The organism is Planktothrix sp., from assembly GCF_046067725.1.
GTDB lineage: Bacteria > Cyanobacteriota > Cyanobacteriia > Cyanobacteriales > Microcoleaceae > Planktothrix.
In genome coordinates, this window is record NZ_JBJUDF010000288.1 from 1 (window position 1) to 18280 (window position 18280).

Consider the following 18280-nt stretch of genomic DNA (forward strand, 5'->3'; position numbering starts at 1 on the left):
ATGTCTAAAACAACTCATCCGTTACAGCGTCTTCTTCGGTATGCTCGACCCTATCAAAAAACCATTGGGTTAGCAACCCTCTATTCTATTTTAAATAAAGTGTTTGATTTAGCTCCTCCGGTGTTAATTGGATGGGCCGTTGATGTGGTGATTAACCCTAAAACTTCTTTTTTGGTCAACTGGGGAATTCAAGGAGCATTTAATCAACTGTTAGTTTTATCAATATTAAGTTTAATCATCTGGAGTTTAGAATCACTTTTTGAATATGCGTATAAAATCCTCTGGCGCAATTTAGCCCAAACCTTACAACATGATTTAAGATTAGAAGCCTACGGACATTTACAAGAATTAGAACTAGCCTATTTTGAAGAACGCAGTAGTGGCAGTTTAATGTCTATTTTAAATGATGATATTAATCAGCTAGAACGATTTTTAGATATCGGTGCGAATGAAATTATCCAAGTGATTACAACCGTTATTGTAATTGGGGCAGCCTTTTTTATTTTAGCACCGACGGTTGCTTGGTGGGCTATGTTACCGATGCCGTTTATTGTTTGGGGTTCGGTTTGGTTCCAAAAATTACTCGCCCCTCGTTATGCCGATGTTCGAGAAAAAGTCAGCTTACTGAATGGACAATTAGCCAATAATTTAGGCGGAATTACAACCATTAAAAGCTTTACCGCAGAACAATATGAAATTCAACGCATTACCGATCATAGTGAAGCTTATCGCCAAAGTAATAAACGGGCAATTACCTTATCTTCCGCTTATGTTCCCGTGATTAGAAGTTTAATTTTATTTGGGTTTATTGCTACTTTACTCTTAGGAGGATTACAAGTCACTTCAGGACAATTAGCCGTCGGAACCTATAGCGTTTTAGTGTTCATTACCCAACGGTTATTATGGCCGTTAACCCGACTAGGAGATACCTTTGATCAATATCAACGGGCGATGGCTTCTGTTAACCGGGTGATGAATTTATTAGATACACCGATTGAAATTCATCCTGGGGATATTCCCCTACCTCTTTCTGCGGTTCAGGGAGAAATAGAATTTCAAAATATCTATTTTTCCTATCAAAATCGTTACCCCGTGATTCAAGATTTATCCCTCAAAATTCCGGCGGGCAAAACCATTGCTATTGTCGGTTCTACAGGATCGGGGAAAAGTACCTTAGTTAAATTATTATTACGATTGTATGAAGTTAATGCCGGTGTAATTACTTTAGATGGAATCGAATTAGATCGGTTAAGATTAGGCGATTTACGGCAAGCCATCGGGTTAGTCAGTCAGGATGTTTTCTTATTTCATGGAACCGTAGCCGAAAATATTGCCTATGGAACCTTTGATGCGTCTTTAACTGATATTATTGCGGCTGCAAAAGTGGCAGAAGCCGATGAATTTATTAACGATTTACCGTTAGGATATGATACAATAGTAGGAGAACGAGGTCAGAAATTATCCGGCGGACAACGACAACGAATTGCGATCGCCAGAGCCGTCTTAAAAAATCCCCCGATTTTAATCTTAGATGAAGCCACATCCGCCGTCGATAATGAAACCGAAGCCGCCATTCAGCGTTCCTTAGAAAAAATCACCAAAAATCGCACCACAATTGCCATTGCCCATCGCCTTTCAACGGTTAGAAATGCCGATTGTATTTATGTGATGGAACAAGGTAAATTAGTCGAATCAGGAACCCATGAAAACCTTTTAGAAGCACCTGGTATTTATGCGGGGTTATGGCGGGTACAGTCCGGTTTAAATTAAACTGTGGAACAGGCATCTTGCCTGTCAACTTAACAACAAGCAACCAGGAAATGCTAGAATAATCAATGATTTATACAAACCCTATAAATTTTTGTAACTCTATCCTGTTCTTGCCATGTTAAAAGCTCTGTTGGGTGATCCGAATGCGCGTAAACTCAAAAAATATCAGCCTCTTGTCACAGATATCAACATTTTAGAGGAAGAGATTCAAAGCCTCTCGGATGATCAGCTTCGGGCGAAGACAGGAGAATTTAAGGAAAAATTAGCCAAAGCTCGAAACCGAGACGACGAAAATCAAATCCTCGATGAACTTCTCCCCGAAGCCTTTGCAGTGGTTCGAGAAGCCGGAAAGCGGGTTTTAGGAATGCGACACTTTGACGTCCAACTGTTGGGCGGCATTATCCTGCATACCGGTCAAATTGCTGAGATGAAAACCGGGGAAGGAAAAACCTTAGTAGCGACCCTTCCCGCCTATCTCAACGCCTTAGCGGGAAGAGGTGTTCACGTGATTACCGTTAACGATTATCTCGCCCGTCGGGATGCAGAATGGATGGGACAAGTTCATCGCTTTTTAGGGTTGAGTGTGGGACTCATCCAGCAAGATATGAGTCCTGAAGCCCGGAAGAAAAATTACAACTGTGATATTACCTACGGGACAAACAGTGAAATGGGGTTTGACTACCTGCGCGACAACATGGCAACTTCAATGGATGAAGTCGTGCAGCGCCCCTTTAACTATTGCATTATTGACGAAGTAGACTCGGTTTTAGTGGATGAAGCTCGGACACCGTTGATTATTTCTGGTCAAGTCGAACGTCCGAGTCAAAAATATATCCGGGCGGCGGAAGTTGCCCAAATGTTGCAAAAAGAAGAACATTATGAAGTGGATGAAAAAGGCCGTAATGTTCTGATGACCGATGAAGGATTTGCCAAAGCAGAAGAATTATTTGGTGTTCAAGATTTATATGATCCGAATGATCCTTGGGCCCACTTTGTTTTTAATGCCTTAAAAGCCAAAGAATTATTTATTAAAGACGTTAACTATATTGTCGGGAATGGGGAAGTTATTATTGTTGATGAATTTACGGGGCGGGTGATGCCCGGTCGTCGTTGGAGTGATGGCTTACACCAAGCGATTGAAGCAAAAGAACGGGTGGATATTCAACCGGAAACCCAAACTTTAGCCACCATTACCTATCAGAATTTCTTCCTATTATATCCCAAATTATCAGGGATGACGGGAACAGCCAAAACCGAAGAAGCGGAATTTGAACGCATCTATAATTTACAAGTCACGATTATTCCGACTAACCGAGTTACAGGACGGCAAGATTTACCCGATGTGGTGTATAAAACTGAAGAAGGAAAATGGGCTTCTATTGCGGAAGAATGCGCCGATTTACATCAAGAAGGTCGTCCAGTTTTAGTCGGAACCACTAGCGTTGAAAAGTCAGAAATTCTGTCTAATTTATTACAACAACGCAAAATTCCCCACAATTTATTAAACGCAAAACCGGAAAACGTCGAACGGGAATCAGAAATTATTGCCCAAGCGGGACGCAAAGGTGCCGTGACCATTTCAACCAACATGGCCGGACGAGGAACGGATATTATTTTAGGGGGAAATGCAGAATTTATGGGACGGCTAAAAATGCGCGAGTATTTAATGCCAAAAATTGTTAAACCCGATGATGAACGAGAATTAGCCGTCGTCGGTGTACCCGGTGGTCGTCGTCCCGCAGCCCAAGGATTTGATCTGAGTAAAAAAACTAAAACTTGGAAAGTTGCCACCCAATTATTCCCCACCGAATTATCAAAATCTACTGAACAAAAACTCAAAGAAGCCGTTGATTTTGCCGTCTCTGTTCATGGAGAACGCAGTTTACCAGAGTTACAAGCAGAGGATTTATTAGCGGTGGCATCGGAAAAAGCACCGACTTCTGATCCGGTGATTCAAAAACTCCGCGAGGTGTATAACCTGATTGTTAAAGAGTACGAAAACTTCACCAAACGGGAACATAACGAAGTGGTAGAATTGGGTGGACTTCATGTAATTGGAACAGAACGCCATGAGTCTCGACGCATTGACAACCAATTGCGGGGACGGGCTGGACGTCAAGGCGACCCCGGTTCAACTCGATTTTTCCTAAGTTTACAGGATAATTTATTACGAATCTTTGGTGGCGACCGAGTGGCGGGATTAATGGATGCGTTTCATGTGGATGAAGATATGCCCATTGAGTCTCGATTATTAACGCGATCGCTAGAAAATGCCCAACGAAAAGTTGAAACTTACTATTACGATATTCGGAAACAAGTCTTTGAATATGACGAGGTGATGAACAACCAACGGCGGGCAATTTATGCCGAACGGCGGCGGGTTTTAGAAGGACAAGATTTGAAAGAACAAGTGATTAAATATGGCGAACAAACGATGGATGACATCGTAGAAGCTTATATTAATCCTGATTTACCGTCGGAAGAATGGGATTTAGAAAATCTCGTTAGTAAAGCGAAGGAATTCGTCTATTTGTTGGCAGATTTAACCGCAGATCAATTAGTGGATTTATCGGTGGATGAAATTAAAAGTTTCCTCCATGAACAATTACGCAATGCTTATGATATTAAGGAAGCACAAGTCAATCAAATTCGCCCGGGTTTAATGCGGGAAGCAGAACGCTTTTTTATTCTGCAACAAATTGATACGTTGTGGCGGGAACATTTACAACAAATGGATGCGTTACGAGAATCCGTAGGATTGCGGAGTTATGGACAAAAAGACCCCTTAATCGAATACAAGAGCGAGGGCTATGAATTGTTCTTGGATATGATGACCGATATTCGCCGAAATGTCATCTATTCTATGTTCCAATTCCAGCCTCAACCGATGACGGTTTAGCGGTTTGAAGCTTGTTTATAATTTCTTAAGATACAGATTCCTCACTTTTTTCTTGACATCCCAAAATTATCGTGTATATTTGAGTAGTGTGAGGAGTGAGGTCTATAAAGAAAAAGCACTTGGGGTCGAAACTCGGCCAGACTCCCAGGTGCTTTTTCAGTTACTATTACTGTTAATAATTTAACCCCTGGAGCCTAGCTGAAATCGCCACAAGTTTCATTTCTTCCTCCCAGCAAAGCACGCTAAAATAGAATCAATCACTTAGAATTGAGGTTTTCCCTGAAATCATCTGTTAACTTATTAGATTGATATCAATTTTATTCCGCCAAATTGCTCTCAGAATCTATACTTGAAGATCTGTAACCTTTACTCTCGTCATTATATTGATCGTCTTATTTATTACTAAAACTTAACAAACTCACCTTAAATCAGTGCATAAGGAAACTTTTATGATGGCATTGCCCGGATATCACATCTTAGCACAAATCTATGAAAGTGTTAACTCCGTTGTCTATCGAGCGATTCGAGAAAAAGATAATTTACCTGTAATTTTAAAAGTCCTACAAGAAGAATTTCCATCGCAATCTGATTTTCAAAAATATGAGCGAGAATATAAAATTCTGCGTCAGTTGAATTTAGACAGTGTGATTAAAGTTTATGAACTTCAAACCTATCAAAATACGTTAGTTATGACCTTAGAAGATTTTGGCGGAGAATCGTTAAAAATCTTATTAACTAATCAAAAATTTACCTTTTTAGGATTTCTAACCATCGCCATTAAAATTGCTCAAGGATTGCGAGAAATTCATGGCGCAAACTTAATCCATAAAGATATTAATCCCTCTAATATTGTATTTAATCCCGCCACCGGACAAGTCAAATTAATCGATTTTAGCATTTCTAGTGGATTAACTCAGGAACCTCTCCGCCTTAATTCTCCTCAGAATTTAGAAGGAACCCTTGCTTATATTTCTCCAGAACAAACGGGAAGAACAAACCGTTCTGTAGATTATCGCACAGATTTTTATTCCTTGGGAGCCACCTTCTATGAACTGTTAATCCAACAGGTTCCCTTTCCCACAACCGACCCAATGGAAGCGGTTCATGCTCACCTGGCTAAACAACCGATTTCCCCCCATGAAATTAACCCAGAAATTCCCCCGATTATTTCTCAAATTGTCCTAAAATTATTATCAAAATCCCCAGAAGATCGATATCAAAGTGCTTGGGGTTTAATTGCTGATTTAGAAGATTGTTTAAAACAACTTCAAACCATAGGAACCATTCAGGAATTCCCCTTGGGAATACAAGATATTTCCAATCAGTTTAAAATTCCTAAAAAACTCTATGGTCGAGAAACGGAAATTGACACCTTAATTCAAGCCTTTGATCGAGTCAGTCAAGGAAAAACCGAAATGATGTTAATTAACGGATATTCAGGGATTGGAAAATCCGTATTAGTTCAAGAAATTTCTAAAACGATTATTGAAAAAAATGGCTATTTTATTAGTGGAAAATTCGACCAATTTCAACGCAGTATTCCTTACTCAGCTTTGGTGAGTGCCTTTTCTGAATTAGCCAGATTGATCTTAAGTGAAACGCAACAACGGTTAGATCAATGGCGGGAAAAACTGTTAGGGGTATTGGGGCCGAATGGACAAATTATTATTGATGTAATTCCTGAAATTGAACTGATTATTGGCCCCCAACCGCCCGTTTTAGAATTAGGCCCTGCCGAATCTCAAAATCGCTTTAATCTCGTCTTTCAAAACTTTATCCGTCTGTTTTGCCAACCTGAACATCCCTTAGTGATTTTCTTAGATGATTTACAGTGGGCTGACTCTGCCACTTTGAAATTAATTAAATTAATGCTAACGGATGATTCTACCTTCTATTTGTTTTTAATTGGAGCCTATCGAGACAATGAAGTCAGTGCCACCCATCCTTTAATGATGATGTTAGAAACCTTAAAATCTGAATTGTTTACCTCGGAAGCTCAACAACTTTACCATCAATTTATTCATGAAATCAATTTAACCGCTTTAAATTTAGAACAAGTGACGGAATTGGTTGCTGATACCCTACATAGCGATCGCACCACTGTTCAACCTTTAGCAGAATTAGTTATTGGAAAGACAGAAGGAAATCCTTTTTTTGTGAATGAATTTCTCAAAACTCTCTATCAAGAAAAACTCTTAACATTTAACTCAGAAAGAATTGCTTGGCAGTGGAATATAAAAGATATCAAAGCTATTAATATTACTGATAATGTGGTTGAACTCATGATCAGTAAACTCCAGAAACTTCCTCAACAAAGTCAACAAGTGCTGCAATTAGTAGCCTGTGTCGGGAATCAATTTGATCTCAATACCTTATCATTAATTTATGGAAAAGAATCATTAGAAACCTTTCAAGATTTATTACCCGCTTTAAAAGAAGGATTAATTAAGCCGATATCCGATATTGATCATTTAGAGCCTGAACAAATTAATCCCTATTTAGTCTTAAATTATAAATTTCTCCATGATCGAGTTCAACAAGCTGCCTATTCCTTAATTGCCGATTCTCAAAAACAATCCGTTCATCTCACCATTGGTCGATTATTACTCACCAATACACCGCCTCAATATTGGTTAGAACGAGTATTTGATTTAGTCGATCACTTAAATGTCGGTCGATCTTTAATCACCGATGAACAAGAGAAACTGCAACTGGCAAGTTTAAATTTAGAAGCAGGAAAAAAAGCCAAAGATGCCACCGCTTATAGCGCAGCACGAGAATATTTAATCGCAGGAATCGAAATTTTGCCCGGTGAAATTTGGGTCAAAAATTATCCTTTAGCCTTTGCCATTTATCGAGAAAAAGCCGAAGTTGAATCCTTAAATGGAAATTTAATTGAAAGTGAAACCTTAATTAAACTACTTTTAGAAAAATCTCAATCGACTTTAGAAAAAGCCGATGTTTATAATTTACTTTTAATTCAATATACCTTACAGTTAAAATATGAATCCGCCATCAATACTGGGAGACAAGCCTTAACTTTATTCGGGTTAGATTTACCGACAGAAAACCTACAAACCCTTATCCCCCATGAATTAGAATTTCTACAAAATGCCCTTAATCTTAATAACTTATCCACTTTACTTGAGCAACGTCCTATTGTAGAACCCGAACCCAAAATTATTTTAAAATTACTCAATAATTTAGCTCCCTCTGCCTATGTTAGCAATCCTAGTTTATGGACAGTTGTGATTCTTAAAGGAGTAAAAGTTGCTTTAGAATCAGGTTATAGTCCAGAAGCCGGATTTTTCTACGCCACCTATGGTGTTTTACTCGCGACACTATTTAATCAATATCACACAGCCTATCAGTTAGGTCAACTGGGATTAAAACTGAATAAAAAATGGAATTATCCGATTTATAAAGTTTGTGCCTCTTTAATTAGTTGTCTGAACTATTGGTTAGAACCGATTAAAAATTCAAATGCTTTAGGCCATGACGGTTATCAATCAGCATTAGAGTCTGGGGATTTACAATATGCGAGTTATTTATTAAATAATCAATCCCTAAATTTAATGGCACAAGCAGTAAATTTACCTAAATTTTTAGTTGAAGTTAAAAATTATTTAAAATTTAGTAAGAAAGCCGAAAATCAGTTAGTGATTGATAGTTTAACGGGACTACAATTCATTCTTCTCAATTTAATCGGTGAAACTTCTGATTTATTATCCTTTGATAGTTCTGACCTGACGGAAGCCCATTATATTAAAACCAGCCAAGAACATCAAAAATTCTATTCTCTAGTTCTTTACAAAATTTTTAAATTGCAAGTGCTGTATTTATATGGAGCGGTCGAACCAGCGTTAAAATTAGCTCAGGAAACGGAACCTTTACTGCAATTTATTATTGGTTTAATTCCAGTCACAGAATATTATTTTTATCATTCTTTAACCTTAATTGCTAATTTAGAACAGCTTTCGCCATCGCAACAGCAAGAAGCGTTAGAAAAAATTCAGGCTAATCAACAGAAGTTTAAACAATGGTCAGAAAATTGTCCGGCTAATTTCTTAACAAAATATCTGTTAGTGGAAGCAGAACTAGCTCGATTTTCCCAACGTTTCTTTGAAGCCGTTGATTTATATGAACAAGCCATTTCTAGTGCCCAAGAAGCGGGATTGATTCAAAATGTTGCTTTAAGTCATGAACTCACCGCTAAATTTTGGCTGACTCATGGTAAACCTAAATATGCGAATATTCACCTCCGAGAAGCTTATTATAGTTATCAACGTTGGGGGGCAATTCGTAAAATTGAACAGTTAGAAACCCAATATTCTCAACTCAAACAATTAAGCTCTCTCAAACCATCTTTATTTGATACACAATCTATTATTCTGAATACATCTCATGGTAGTCGTTTAGCATTGTTAGATTTAAGTACCGTCATTAAAGCTTCCCAAGCGATCTCTCGTGAAATTGTTTTAGAACGATTGTTAGGCAATTTAATGAAGATTGTGATTGAAAACGCGGGAGCTCAAAAAGGATTTTTGATTTTATATAATGGAGAAAAATTAGTGATTGAAGCCGAAGCTTCAACAAATCGAGAAAACGTGATTGTTCATCCTAAAATTCCAGTTGAGACCTGTCATTATTTACCCTTAACCGTCATCTATTATGTAGAACGTACAGGTCAAGATGTCGTGTTAATGAACGCCACTTTAGAAGGACAATTTACCCATGATCTCTATATTAATACTCATCAAATTAAATCAATTTTATGTACTCCGATTATTAGCCAAGGTAAACTTTTAGGGATTTTATATTTAGAAAATAACCTAACAGCCGGAGCCTTTACCTCAGAACGAATTGAAGTATTAAATTTACTGTCTGCTCAAGCTGCCGTTTCCTTAGAAAATGCTTTGTTATATACCTCCGTTGAAAATAAAGTTCAAGAACGAACCCAAGAACTGAATGAGAAAAACCTGCGTTTAGAACAAGCGTTAACTGAATTGCAACGCACCCAAGCCCAGTTAATTCAAAGTGAAAAAATGTCCTCTTTAGGACAAATGGTGGCGGGAGTTGCCCATGAAATTAATAACCCCGTAAGTTTTATTTATGGAAACTTGACTCCAGCCAGTGAATATGTTCAAGATTTACTACGATTAATTAAAGTTTATCAACAAGCATATTCTCAACCCAAACCTGTAGTTGAAGAAACGATTTTAGAAATTGATTTAGACTTTTTAGTCGAAGATTTACAAAAACTCTTAGTGTCGATGAAAGTCGGAGCCGAACGAATTCGCAATATTGTTTTAAGTTTACGAAACTTCTCTCGTTTGGATGAAGCCGAAATGAAACCTGTCGATATTCATGAAGGCATTGATAGTACCTTAATGATTTTACAACCTCGACTTCGGGCTTCTCTTCATGAAAGAGAAATTGAAATCATTAAACATTATGGTCAACTCCCTAAAGTTAACTGTTATGTTTCTCAACTGAATCAAGTTTTTATGAATATTATTAGTAATGGAATTGATGCTTTAGAACAGCGTCGCCGTTTGATTCATCAGGAAGAAAACCCCCCAAAAATTACAATTGATACCGCATTAATTGACAATCATCAAGTTAAAATTTGTATTGTTGATAATGGTTCGGGGATGACACCCGATATTCTTCAACGAATTTTTGATCCCTTTTTTACCACAAAGCCCGTCGGTAGTGGAACGGGCTTGGGGCTATCGATTAGTTACTCAATTATTGTAGATCGGCATCAAGGGGAGATGATTTGTACTTCTACTATCGGGGAAGGAACAGAATTTACTATCCTAATCCCCATTCATTAAAATTTTGGGAACTGAACGCTTTCGCTTTGTAACCGGGTTGCCATTATTTAATGACGAAAATCAGGGAAAAAGTGATGAAATGTTTTAACCGCCTCAAGGTTACAAAGCACAAGAGATAGGTGATGAAAAATCCCCAGCTTTTGGTTGACTGGGGAAAGCGCGAATTGAGAACGTGCGATAGTGTTTTTAATATAGACCGACAAGATTAGTTGACACATCTACCTTTAGATAGATATGCCAACTTCTTTGGAGCGAATTGATACGGAACGTTCGAGCGCGCGTCCAGCATCTTGTGCGGTTTCTTGGAGTGGTTGAGCATTCTTAGATGCTTGACGCTTCATGCCTCTTGACCCTTCTTTTTGCTAAGATTAAGATATGGCAAGGATAATTAACCTTGTTAAAAACCGATGGGGAGAAAACCATCTCTGATATAAACAGGGCAACCTGTGTGTGTTGAGTGGATGCCTTGAACCCAGAATCCTCTTCCCTTGAGGTCGGGGGGTGTTAACCGGATCTACCCCCTGATAGGAACCAAAAACAAAATATTCTGATAGCATCAGAGCTAATGGATTATCGCTGGGTTCCACCGAGTAGAGGAAACCCGAAAAACTAATGGCATGGATACGCATCTATACCATTAGCATTTGTAGAGTAATCTGTATATTTAACAGTTAGAACTGAAATTCTGCCTAGCATGACATCTGAACATATCCGCCAACGCTCCGAAATTCTCGGCACTCAAGTTATCACCCGTGACAGAGGTAAACGACTTGGGATCGTGAGCCAATTATGGGTAGACGTCGATCAGCGTGAAATTGTAGCGATCGGACTCCGTGATAATATTCTAGCGATCGCTGGAATGCCAAAATTTATGTACCTGAGTAGTGTCCGCGAAATCGGTGACGTAATTTTGGTGGATGATGATAGCGTCCTCGAAGAAGACGTGGATGTAGAAGGCTACAGTACCCTGATTAATAGTGAAGTGATCACCGAAACCGGAGAACCGTTAGGACGAGTGCGAGGATTCAAATTTGATACCCGTGATGGCAAATTAGAATCCTTAATCATCGCCTCTATTGGTTTACCTCAAATTCCAGAACAAGTCATTAGTACCTACGAATTATCCATTGAGGAAATTGTCAGTAGTGGCCCGAATCGATTAATTGTGTTTGAAGGATCAGAAGATCGCTTACAACAGTTGTCTGTCGGTTTATTAGAACGATTAGGCTTAGGTGAAGCTCCTTGGGAAAAAGAAGAAGAGGGAATGTATTATCCCCCAACGGTTAAACCAGCCAACCAGTTAGGAACCGGACTTCCTCAAACGCCTCCTCAACGGGAATATCGCGCCCCAGCAACCGCTACTGAAGAAGCGTGGGATGAAAACGATGCTTGGGAAGAACAACCCGCCCCGGTTCAACCCTTGCGCCAACCTCAACCCATTTACGATGAGTATGAAGAAGATAACTGGGGCGACGTCGAACGAGATGAGGATGATCGTTATCGAGAACGAGAATTAGTTCCCATTGAACCTCCTCGTCAAGACCAAAAACTCTACGCCAGAGAATTAAACTATGAATACGAAAGTGATGTAGATTCCGATGCTTGGGATGATGACGAAACTCCTAAACCCTATCAGCCTCCCCGCATTAACATTCCAGAGAAAAAGAAAATGCCTGAATATGAGGAGTAAATCAGGTGTAGGATGCAGGAAAAGAACAGCAGCAAATTACAACAATTAGAAATCATCAACTCCTAAGCCTTTTCTCTTTCCTGCTCCTCCTGGGTTACTTGTGTATGGAAATCCAGGGTAATTAATTCCTCAAATTGTTGGGGTGATTGCAACTTATATTTTTGCTGCGGCTGGAACCTTTGTTATCATTAAAATCATGGGTTCTTTAATGGATTTACGAGTTAAATCAACGGTTGAAGAACAAGGTTTAGATGTTGATCAACACGGTGAAGAAGGGTATGGTGAAGACTTTGCTTCCGGTTTAAGTTTTGCAACGGAAACTTTTTCTCGAAAAGAATAATAGACAAAACAATTAATTCAACCCGATTTTTGACACACTAAATTGTTCAAAGATCGGGGTTTTTATTTTCTGATTCTGCATGACAAAATGTATAGAAGGGAATTACGAATTACGAATGGGGAATAGGCAATGGGAAATAGGCAATAGGCAATAGGGAAAAAATTATTTCTTCCCTGCTCCTCTTCTCCCCCTGCCTCCCCTGCTCCTCTTCTCCCCCTGCTCCCCTTCTCCCCCAGAACCGCCTCTGAAAATTACGGGTGTCCTCACTGCACTTTTAATCCAATAACGATAAATTAGGTATAGTATCTAAACAAAAGTTTACATCTGGAGATTAAAAGCCATCATCACTCTCCCAAGAGGGATGACAAGTCTATAAAAAGCAAACGTTATACAGGAGTGAACTTAGAGAATGTTTGAATATTTTTCCGATAAAGCAATTAAGGCGGTGATGTTATCTCAGGAAGAAGCGCGACGCCTGGGACATAACTTTGTAGGAACTGAACAACTGTTAGTCGGTTTAATTAGCGAAGGCAGCAACATCGCGGCTAAAATTCTAGCTAAACAAGGGTTAGCCCTGCGCGACGTCCAGAAAGAAGTTGAAGCCATTATTGGCCGAGGTTCAGGTTTTGTTCCAGTTGAAATTCCCTTTACTCCTAGGGCCAAACGCATCTTTGAAGCGGCTATGAAAGAAGCGCGTCAGATGGGGAATAACTATATTGGCCCAGAACATCTGTTATTAGGATTATTACAAGATAACGAAGGAGTTGCCGCCAAAGTCCTTGAAAATCTGGGAGTTGACCGTTCTCAACTTCGTACCGAGGTCATCAAATCGTTAGGCGATGAAACCGTAACCTCTGGTGGAAGCAACCGTGGGAGTTCTGCAAAAACCGCCACTTTAGATGAATTTGGCACTAACTTAACCCAACTCGCCGCCCAAGGCAAACTAGATCCAATGGTGGGTCGAGAGCGAGAAATTGAGCGTGTGATCCAAATTTTGGGACGACGCACGAAAAATAACCCCGTCTTGGTGGGAGAACCCGGTGTTGGGAAAACCGCCATTGCAGAAGGGTTAGCTCAACGCATTGTCAATAACGACGTTCCCGATATGCTGGAAAATAAACAAGTGATCAGCTTGAGCATGGGAACCTTAGTGGCGGGAACTCGGTTTCGAGGAGAATTTGAAGAACGCCTCAAAGCTATTGTTGAGGAAATTCGCACCGCCGGAAATATCATTTTAGTTATTGATGAAATTCATACCTTAGTGGGTGCCGGCGCCATTGAAGGCACAATGGATGCGTCTAATATGCTCAAACCAGCCTTAGCGCGGGGTGAGTTGCAATGTTTGGGAGCAACAACCCTCGATGAGTATCGCAAATATATTGAACGAGATGCGGCTTTAGAACGTCGGTTTCAACCCGTGATGGTGGGTGAACCCTCGGTTGAAGAAACCGTTGAAATTCTGTTTGGGTTGCGACGCGCCTATGAACAACATCATCAATTAACCATTTCAGATCAAGCGTTATATGCGGCGGCAACTTTATCCGACCGTTATATTAGCGATCGCTTTTTACCGGATAAAGCCATTGATTTAATTGATGAAGCAGGTTCACGGGTACGGGTGATGAACTCCAAAGTTCCCCCCGAATTACGTCAATTAAAACGGGACTTAACGAGAGTCATTACCGAAAAAGAAGAAGCAGTTAAACGGCAAGATTTTGATAAAGCTAGTGAATTACGGGAAGAAGAATTACAAATTAAAGATCAATTGGAAATTCCCGTTAAAAAATCAGATTCTGTTACCAATTCTTTAGTCGTGACTGAAGAAGATATCGCCGATGTCTTATCCGCTTGGTCAGGAATTCCCGTCAATAAATTAACCGAATCTGAATCCGTTAAATTATTAAATTTAGAGGAAATCTTACATCAACGATTAATTGGTCAAAATGAAGCGGTTAATGCCGTTTCTCGTGCCATTCGTCGTGCCCGTGTTGGGTTAAAAAATCCGAATCGACCCATTGCCAGTTTCATTTTCTCTGGCCCTACGGGAGTCGGTAAAACCGAATTAACGAAAGCTTTAGCCGCCTATTTCTTTGGCTCAGAAGAAGCGATGATTCGTTTAGATATGTCGGAATATATGGAACGACATACGGTGTCTAAATTAATCGGTTCTCCCCCAGGGTTTGTGGGCTATGATGAAGGCGGACAATTAACGGAAGCGGTGCGCCGTCGTCCTTATACGGTGGTGTTATTTGATGAAATTGAAAAAGCTCACCCGGATGTCTTTAATTTGTTATTACAAATTTTAGAAGATGGACGGTTAACTGATTCTAAAGGTCGGGTTGTGAGTTTCAAAAACACCTTAATTATCATGACCTCCAATGTTGGGTCTAAGGTGATTGAAAAAGGCGGTGGCGGTTTAGGGTTTGAGTGGTCAACTTCGGAAGAAGATCAACAATATAACCGCATTCGCAATTTAGTCAATGAGGAACTAAAACAATATTTCCGTCCTGAATTTCTCAATCGTTTGGATGAAATTATTGTCTTCCGTCAATTGCAAAAATCCGAAGTTAAAGAAATTGCAGAAATTTTACTGCGAGATCTGTTAGGTCGGTTAACAGAACGGGACATTACTTTAACAGTCAGTGAACGGTTCAAAGAACATTTAGTTGATGTGGGTTTTGATCCGAGTTATGGAGCTAGACCTTTACGTCGAGCCATTATGAATCTGTTAGAAGATGTTCTGGCAGAAGCTTTATTACTCGGAACAATTAAAGATGGCGATAGTGCTTGGGTTGACTTAGATAATGATGGGAAGGTTACAATTTTACCCAAGGAAAAAACCCTTAATTCTGTGAGTGAATATGCAGTAACTCACTCCTAATTCCAAGCAGCAAAACCCATCTTTGTGTAAGGGCGAGAACATCTCGCCCCTACAGTTCACGGTAATTTGTATCAATGATTCAAACTCACGATACTATTTTCTCGCACCTGCAACCGAGCCGATCTAAACCCTAAACTCGATGTCATCCCATTAGTCCCAGGCTTTTTTCGGACAGAAGGCAATAATCGTGGTAAAGTCATGCTCAACAAACAAATTTTAAGAAATTCCAAATCACTTGAATGCACATTGCTTGGCTTGGAAAAAAATCACCCTTTTGTGGTAACGTTACTTACTCTAGGGAAATCACGAACGCCCTGTTAGACCGAGGTCATCGCGTCAGCTTTCTGCACTTTGCTCAGGAAGGAACGAATGACCGCACCCCAGAATGGCAACTGGAAAATGGAACCTGGAAAATTTCTACAAGGGACAAAAATAACAAGGTCACGACCTTCCCCATGACTCAGGAGGTGTCTTTACCTTGTCTGTATAAGTCCCAGGTTTATACCATTCCCACTCTGACTTCGAGTAAAGTCCTTACGGAGTCCCTACAACGGTTAAAACCGGATCTGGTTCATGCGTCTTTGACCCTTTCGCCGTTAGATTTCGTTTTACCTGAAATTTGTGCAGAACTGAATATCCCTTTGGTGGCGACGTTTCACACTCCGTTTGACCATAAATTACGCAATCTCAAATCAGGAACCCAACATTTAACCTATCAAATCTACGCGCCGTTTTTGGCAAATTATGACCGTGTGATTGTGTTTTCCCAAGTGCAACGGGAAATGCTCAACCGTTTGGGAGTGGCGAAACACCGAGTTGCGGTGATTCCAAATGGTGTGGATGTGGAAAAATATTCTCCAGGGCCATCCCGGTTTAAGGAAGAATTAGGTGCAGACCGGGTATTTGTCTATCAAGGTCGTTTAGCGACGGAAAAGAACGTTGAGTCGTTGCTGAAGGCTTGGAAAAAGTCGGAAATGGGGTCGGGTTGTGTGTTAGTGATTGTGGGTGATGGGCCGTTAGAAGCATCTCTACAAGCCTCCTATGGTCAAGAAGATGGCATTATCTGGTTTGGGTTCGTCGGGGATGAAAACCGACGCATTGAAATTCTGCGGGGGGCGGATGTGTTTGTGTTACCGTCGATGGTGGAAGGGTTATCCATCTCGTTATTAGAGGCGATGTCCTGTGGGACGGCTTGTGTGGCGACGGATGCGGGTGCAGATGGGGAAGTCATGGAAGCCGGCGCCGGAATTATTATGAAGACTCAAGGGGTAACATCCCAACTGCGAACGCTATTACCGTTATTACGAGATCATCCTGAAATGATTCCGATTGTGGGTCAAAAAGCCCGTCAACGGGTTTTAGAACGTTATACCCTTAGCCAAAATATTACCCAATTAGAACATCTTTATCGAGATTTAGTTCAAGAACAACGTTTAGAATTCAGCCATGTTGTTTAATTTGTAGGGGCGGGGTTTTCCCGCCCTTACTGAGTTATCTCATTTATCTGTATAGGATTTAATGGTATTGTGTTTGGGCGAGGAGACCTCGCCCCTACGATAGGGTTTATACAGATAGACCTAACAAAAATGAGGGGCAAGATCCGGCTTATGAAGGTTATTTTATCCCAGATGCGATCGCCCCTATCAACTCCTCAAACCTAATGGTATTATTTCCTTCTAAAATTATTAATAAACGATGCTAGAAATTTCTAAGACGGTGAGCATCCCAGAGCATGAAATTGAAATGAGTGCAGTTCGTTCTCAGGGTGCGGGGGGACAAAATGTTAATAAAGTTGCTAGTGCTATTCATCTGCGCTTTAATATTATGGCTTCTTCATTACCTGAACATTACAAACAGCGAGTATTAAAGATTAATGATCAACGCATTACTAAAGATGGCGTGATCGTGATTAAAGCTCAAGAACACCGTACTCAAGAACAGAATCGAGAAGAAGCATTACAACGACTTCAAACCTTAATTAAAAGTGCGATCGCAATTCCTAAACCTCGCAAACCCAGTAAACCTACTCGCAGTTCCCAAACAAAACGGTTAGAGAGTAAAAGTAAGCGATCGCACCTCAAAATGATGCGCGGAAAAGTCGATGCAGAGTGAGAGTGAATTTAGGGTTACAAAAAGCCCACGAATTAGCGCGTAGCATCGTTGTTAAAATCTCAGTTATTTACTGATAACTGATAACTGGTACAGACGCGCCATGGCACGTCTCTACTGATAACTGATTCCACGCTTGGGCAAATAAGCTGACATATTCTTCTTGTTCGGTGGTTTCAACGCAATATTCACGGGTATGACGAACAATGGCGATCGCATTTTCTGGAGTATAACCTAACGTCACTAAACAGCAAGATACAATGGTTCCGGTGCGTCCAAATCCCCCCATACAGTGAACAACAACGGTTTTACCTGCTTTAGCTCGGTTGAGAATTTGGGGGACTAGGTTAATGACGCCTTGCATTGAGGTGGGAACTTTGAGGTCAGGAATGGGGAACCAAATGGTTTCTATTCCTCTAGCTTCGGCTTCGGGAAAGAGGGTGGGAATTTGGACTTTATGAAATTCGTGGGGTTCAATGAGGGATACCAAAACATCGGTGTGATAGAAATACCGCAGACGGTCTAGGTCATGATATAAATTCCGATCCCAGAGCACGTGCATTCCTTGATGGGATTTTCCGGGGGCGTAGGTCATGCCGATTTTTCCAGTAAAGGGTATGACGTCAGGGGGGAGAAAATCAACGTTAATCGGGAAGTTGTTTGATGTTCTGGCGTAGTTCATAGTTATGTCAATAAATTTGACGTCAAACTGCTTTACAAATTTTAATCAAAACATCAGGTTTGGTCTACT

General features: G+C 40.2%; 9 protein-coding genes. 8 read left to right on the plus strand and 1 reads right to left on the minus strand.

Going from position 1 to position 18280, the window contains the following annotated elements; translation table 11 throughout:
* From ACKPEB_RS17910 to arfB, 8 genes are all read left to right on the plus strand, one after another.
* A complete protein-coding gene (locus ACKPEB_RS17910; RefSeq protein WP_408966327.1) occupies nt 1-1770 on the plus strand; it encodes an ABC transporter ATP-binding protein in 1770 nt (589 codons plus the stop codon).
* 115 nt (nt 1771-1885) lie between these two features.
* Nucleotides 1886-4669 (plus strand): preprotein translocase subunit SecA, encoded by a 2784-nt coding sequence (secA, locus tag ACKPEB_RS17915; protein ID WP_408966328.1) that lies wholly within the window; start codon nt 1886-1888, stop codon nt 4667-4669.
* A gap of 449 nt (nt 4670-5118) precedes the next feature.
* Complete coding sequence (locus ACKPEB_RS17920) at nt 5119-10509, plus strand: AAA family ATPase (RefSeq protein WP_408966329.1); 5391 nt, start codon at nt 5119-5121, stop codon at nt 10507-10509.
* A 694-nt stretch (nt 10510-11203) separates the two neighbouring features.
* The gene (locus ACKPEB_RS17925; protein ID WP_408966330.1) at nt 11204-12199 is read left to right on the plus strand and encodes a PRC-barrel domain-containing protein; all 996 of its coding nucleotides are present in this window, start codon (nt 11204-11206) and stop codon (nt 12197-12199) included.
* 133 nt (nt 12200-12332) lie between these two features.
* Nucleotides 12333-12539: a hypothetical protein gene (locus ACKPEB_RS17930; protein ID WP_408966335.1), complete on the plus strand. Its 207-nt coding sequence runs from the start codon at nt 12333-12335 to the stop codon at nt 12537-12539.
* Nucleotides 12540-12948: 409 nt separating this feature from the next.
* A complete protein-coding gene (locus tag ACKPEB_RS17935) occupies nt 12949-15420 on the plus strand; it encodes an ATP-dependent Clp protease ATP-binding subunit (protein WP_408966331.1) in 2472 nt (823 codons plus the stop codon).
* Between the two features lie 239 nt (nt 15421-15659).
* Entirely contained in the window at nt 15660-16877 is a 1218-nt protein-coding gene (locus ACKPEB_RS17940) for a glycosyltransferase family 4 protein (RefSeq protein ID WP_408966332.1), read from the plus strand.
* Between the two features lie 238 nt (nt 16878-17115).
* Nucleotides 17116-17532 (plus strand): alternative ribosome rescue aminoacyl-tRNA hydrolase ArfB, encoded by a 417-nt coding sequence (arfB, locus tag ACKPEB_RS17945; protein WP_408966333.1) that lies wholly within the window; start codon nt 17116-17118, stop codon nt 17530-17532.
* Nucleotides 17533-17599: 67 nt separating this feature from the next.
* Here the strand turns inward: arfB and ACKPEB_RS17950 are convergent, their stop codons facing one another.
* Nucleotides 17600-18211, minus strand: coding sequence for a cyclin-dependent kinase inhibitor 3 family protein (locus ACKPEB_RS17950; RefSeq protein WP_408966334.1), 612 nt, complete (start codon nt 18209-18211; stop codon nt 17600-17602).
* Nucleotides 18212-18280: the final 69 nt, after the last annotated feature.

What these genes read in the sequence shown, in the direction of transcription:
- ACKPEB_RS17910 (WP_408966327.1), top strand. Translation starts at nt 1, where the DNA reads ATGTCTAAAACAACTCATCCGTTACAGCGTCTTCTTCGGTATGCTCGA.
- secA (WP_408966328.1), top strand. Translation starts at nt 1,886, where the DNA reads ATGTTAAAAGCTCTGTTGGGTGATCCGAATGCGCGTAAACTCAAAAAA.
- ACKPEB_RS17920 (WP_408966329.1), top strand. Translation starts at nt 5,119, where the DNA reads ATGATGGCATTGCCCGGATATCACATCTTAGCACAAATCTATGAAAGT.
- ACKPEB_RS17925 (WP_408966330.1), top strand. Translation starts at nt 11,204, where the DNA reads ATGACATCTGAACATATCCGCCAACGCTCCGAAATTCTCGGCACTCAA.
- ACKPEB_RS17935 (WP_408966331.1), top strand. Translation starts at nt 12,949, where the DNA reads ATGTTTGAATATTTTTCCGATAAAGCAATTAAGGCGGTGATGTTATCT.
- ACKPEB_RS17940 (WP_408966332.1), top strand. Translation starts at nt 15,660, where the DNA reads ATGCACATTGCTTGGCTTGGAAAAAAATCACCCTTTTGTGGTAACGTT.
- arfB (WP_408966333.1), top strand. Translation starts at nt 17,116, where the DNA reads ATGCTAGAAATTTCTAAGACGGTGAGCATCCCAGAGCATGAAATTGAA.
- ACKPEB_RS17950 (WP_408966334.1), bottom strand. Translation starts at nt 18,211, where the DNA reads ATGAACTACGCCAGAACATCAAACAACTTCCCGATTAACGTTGATTTT.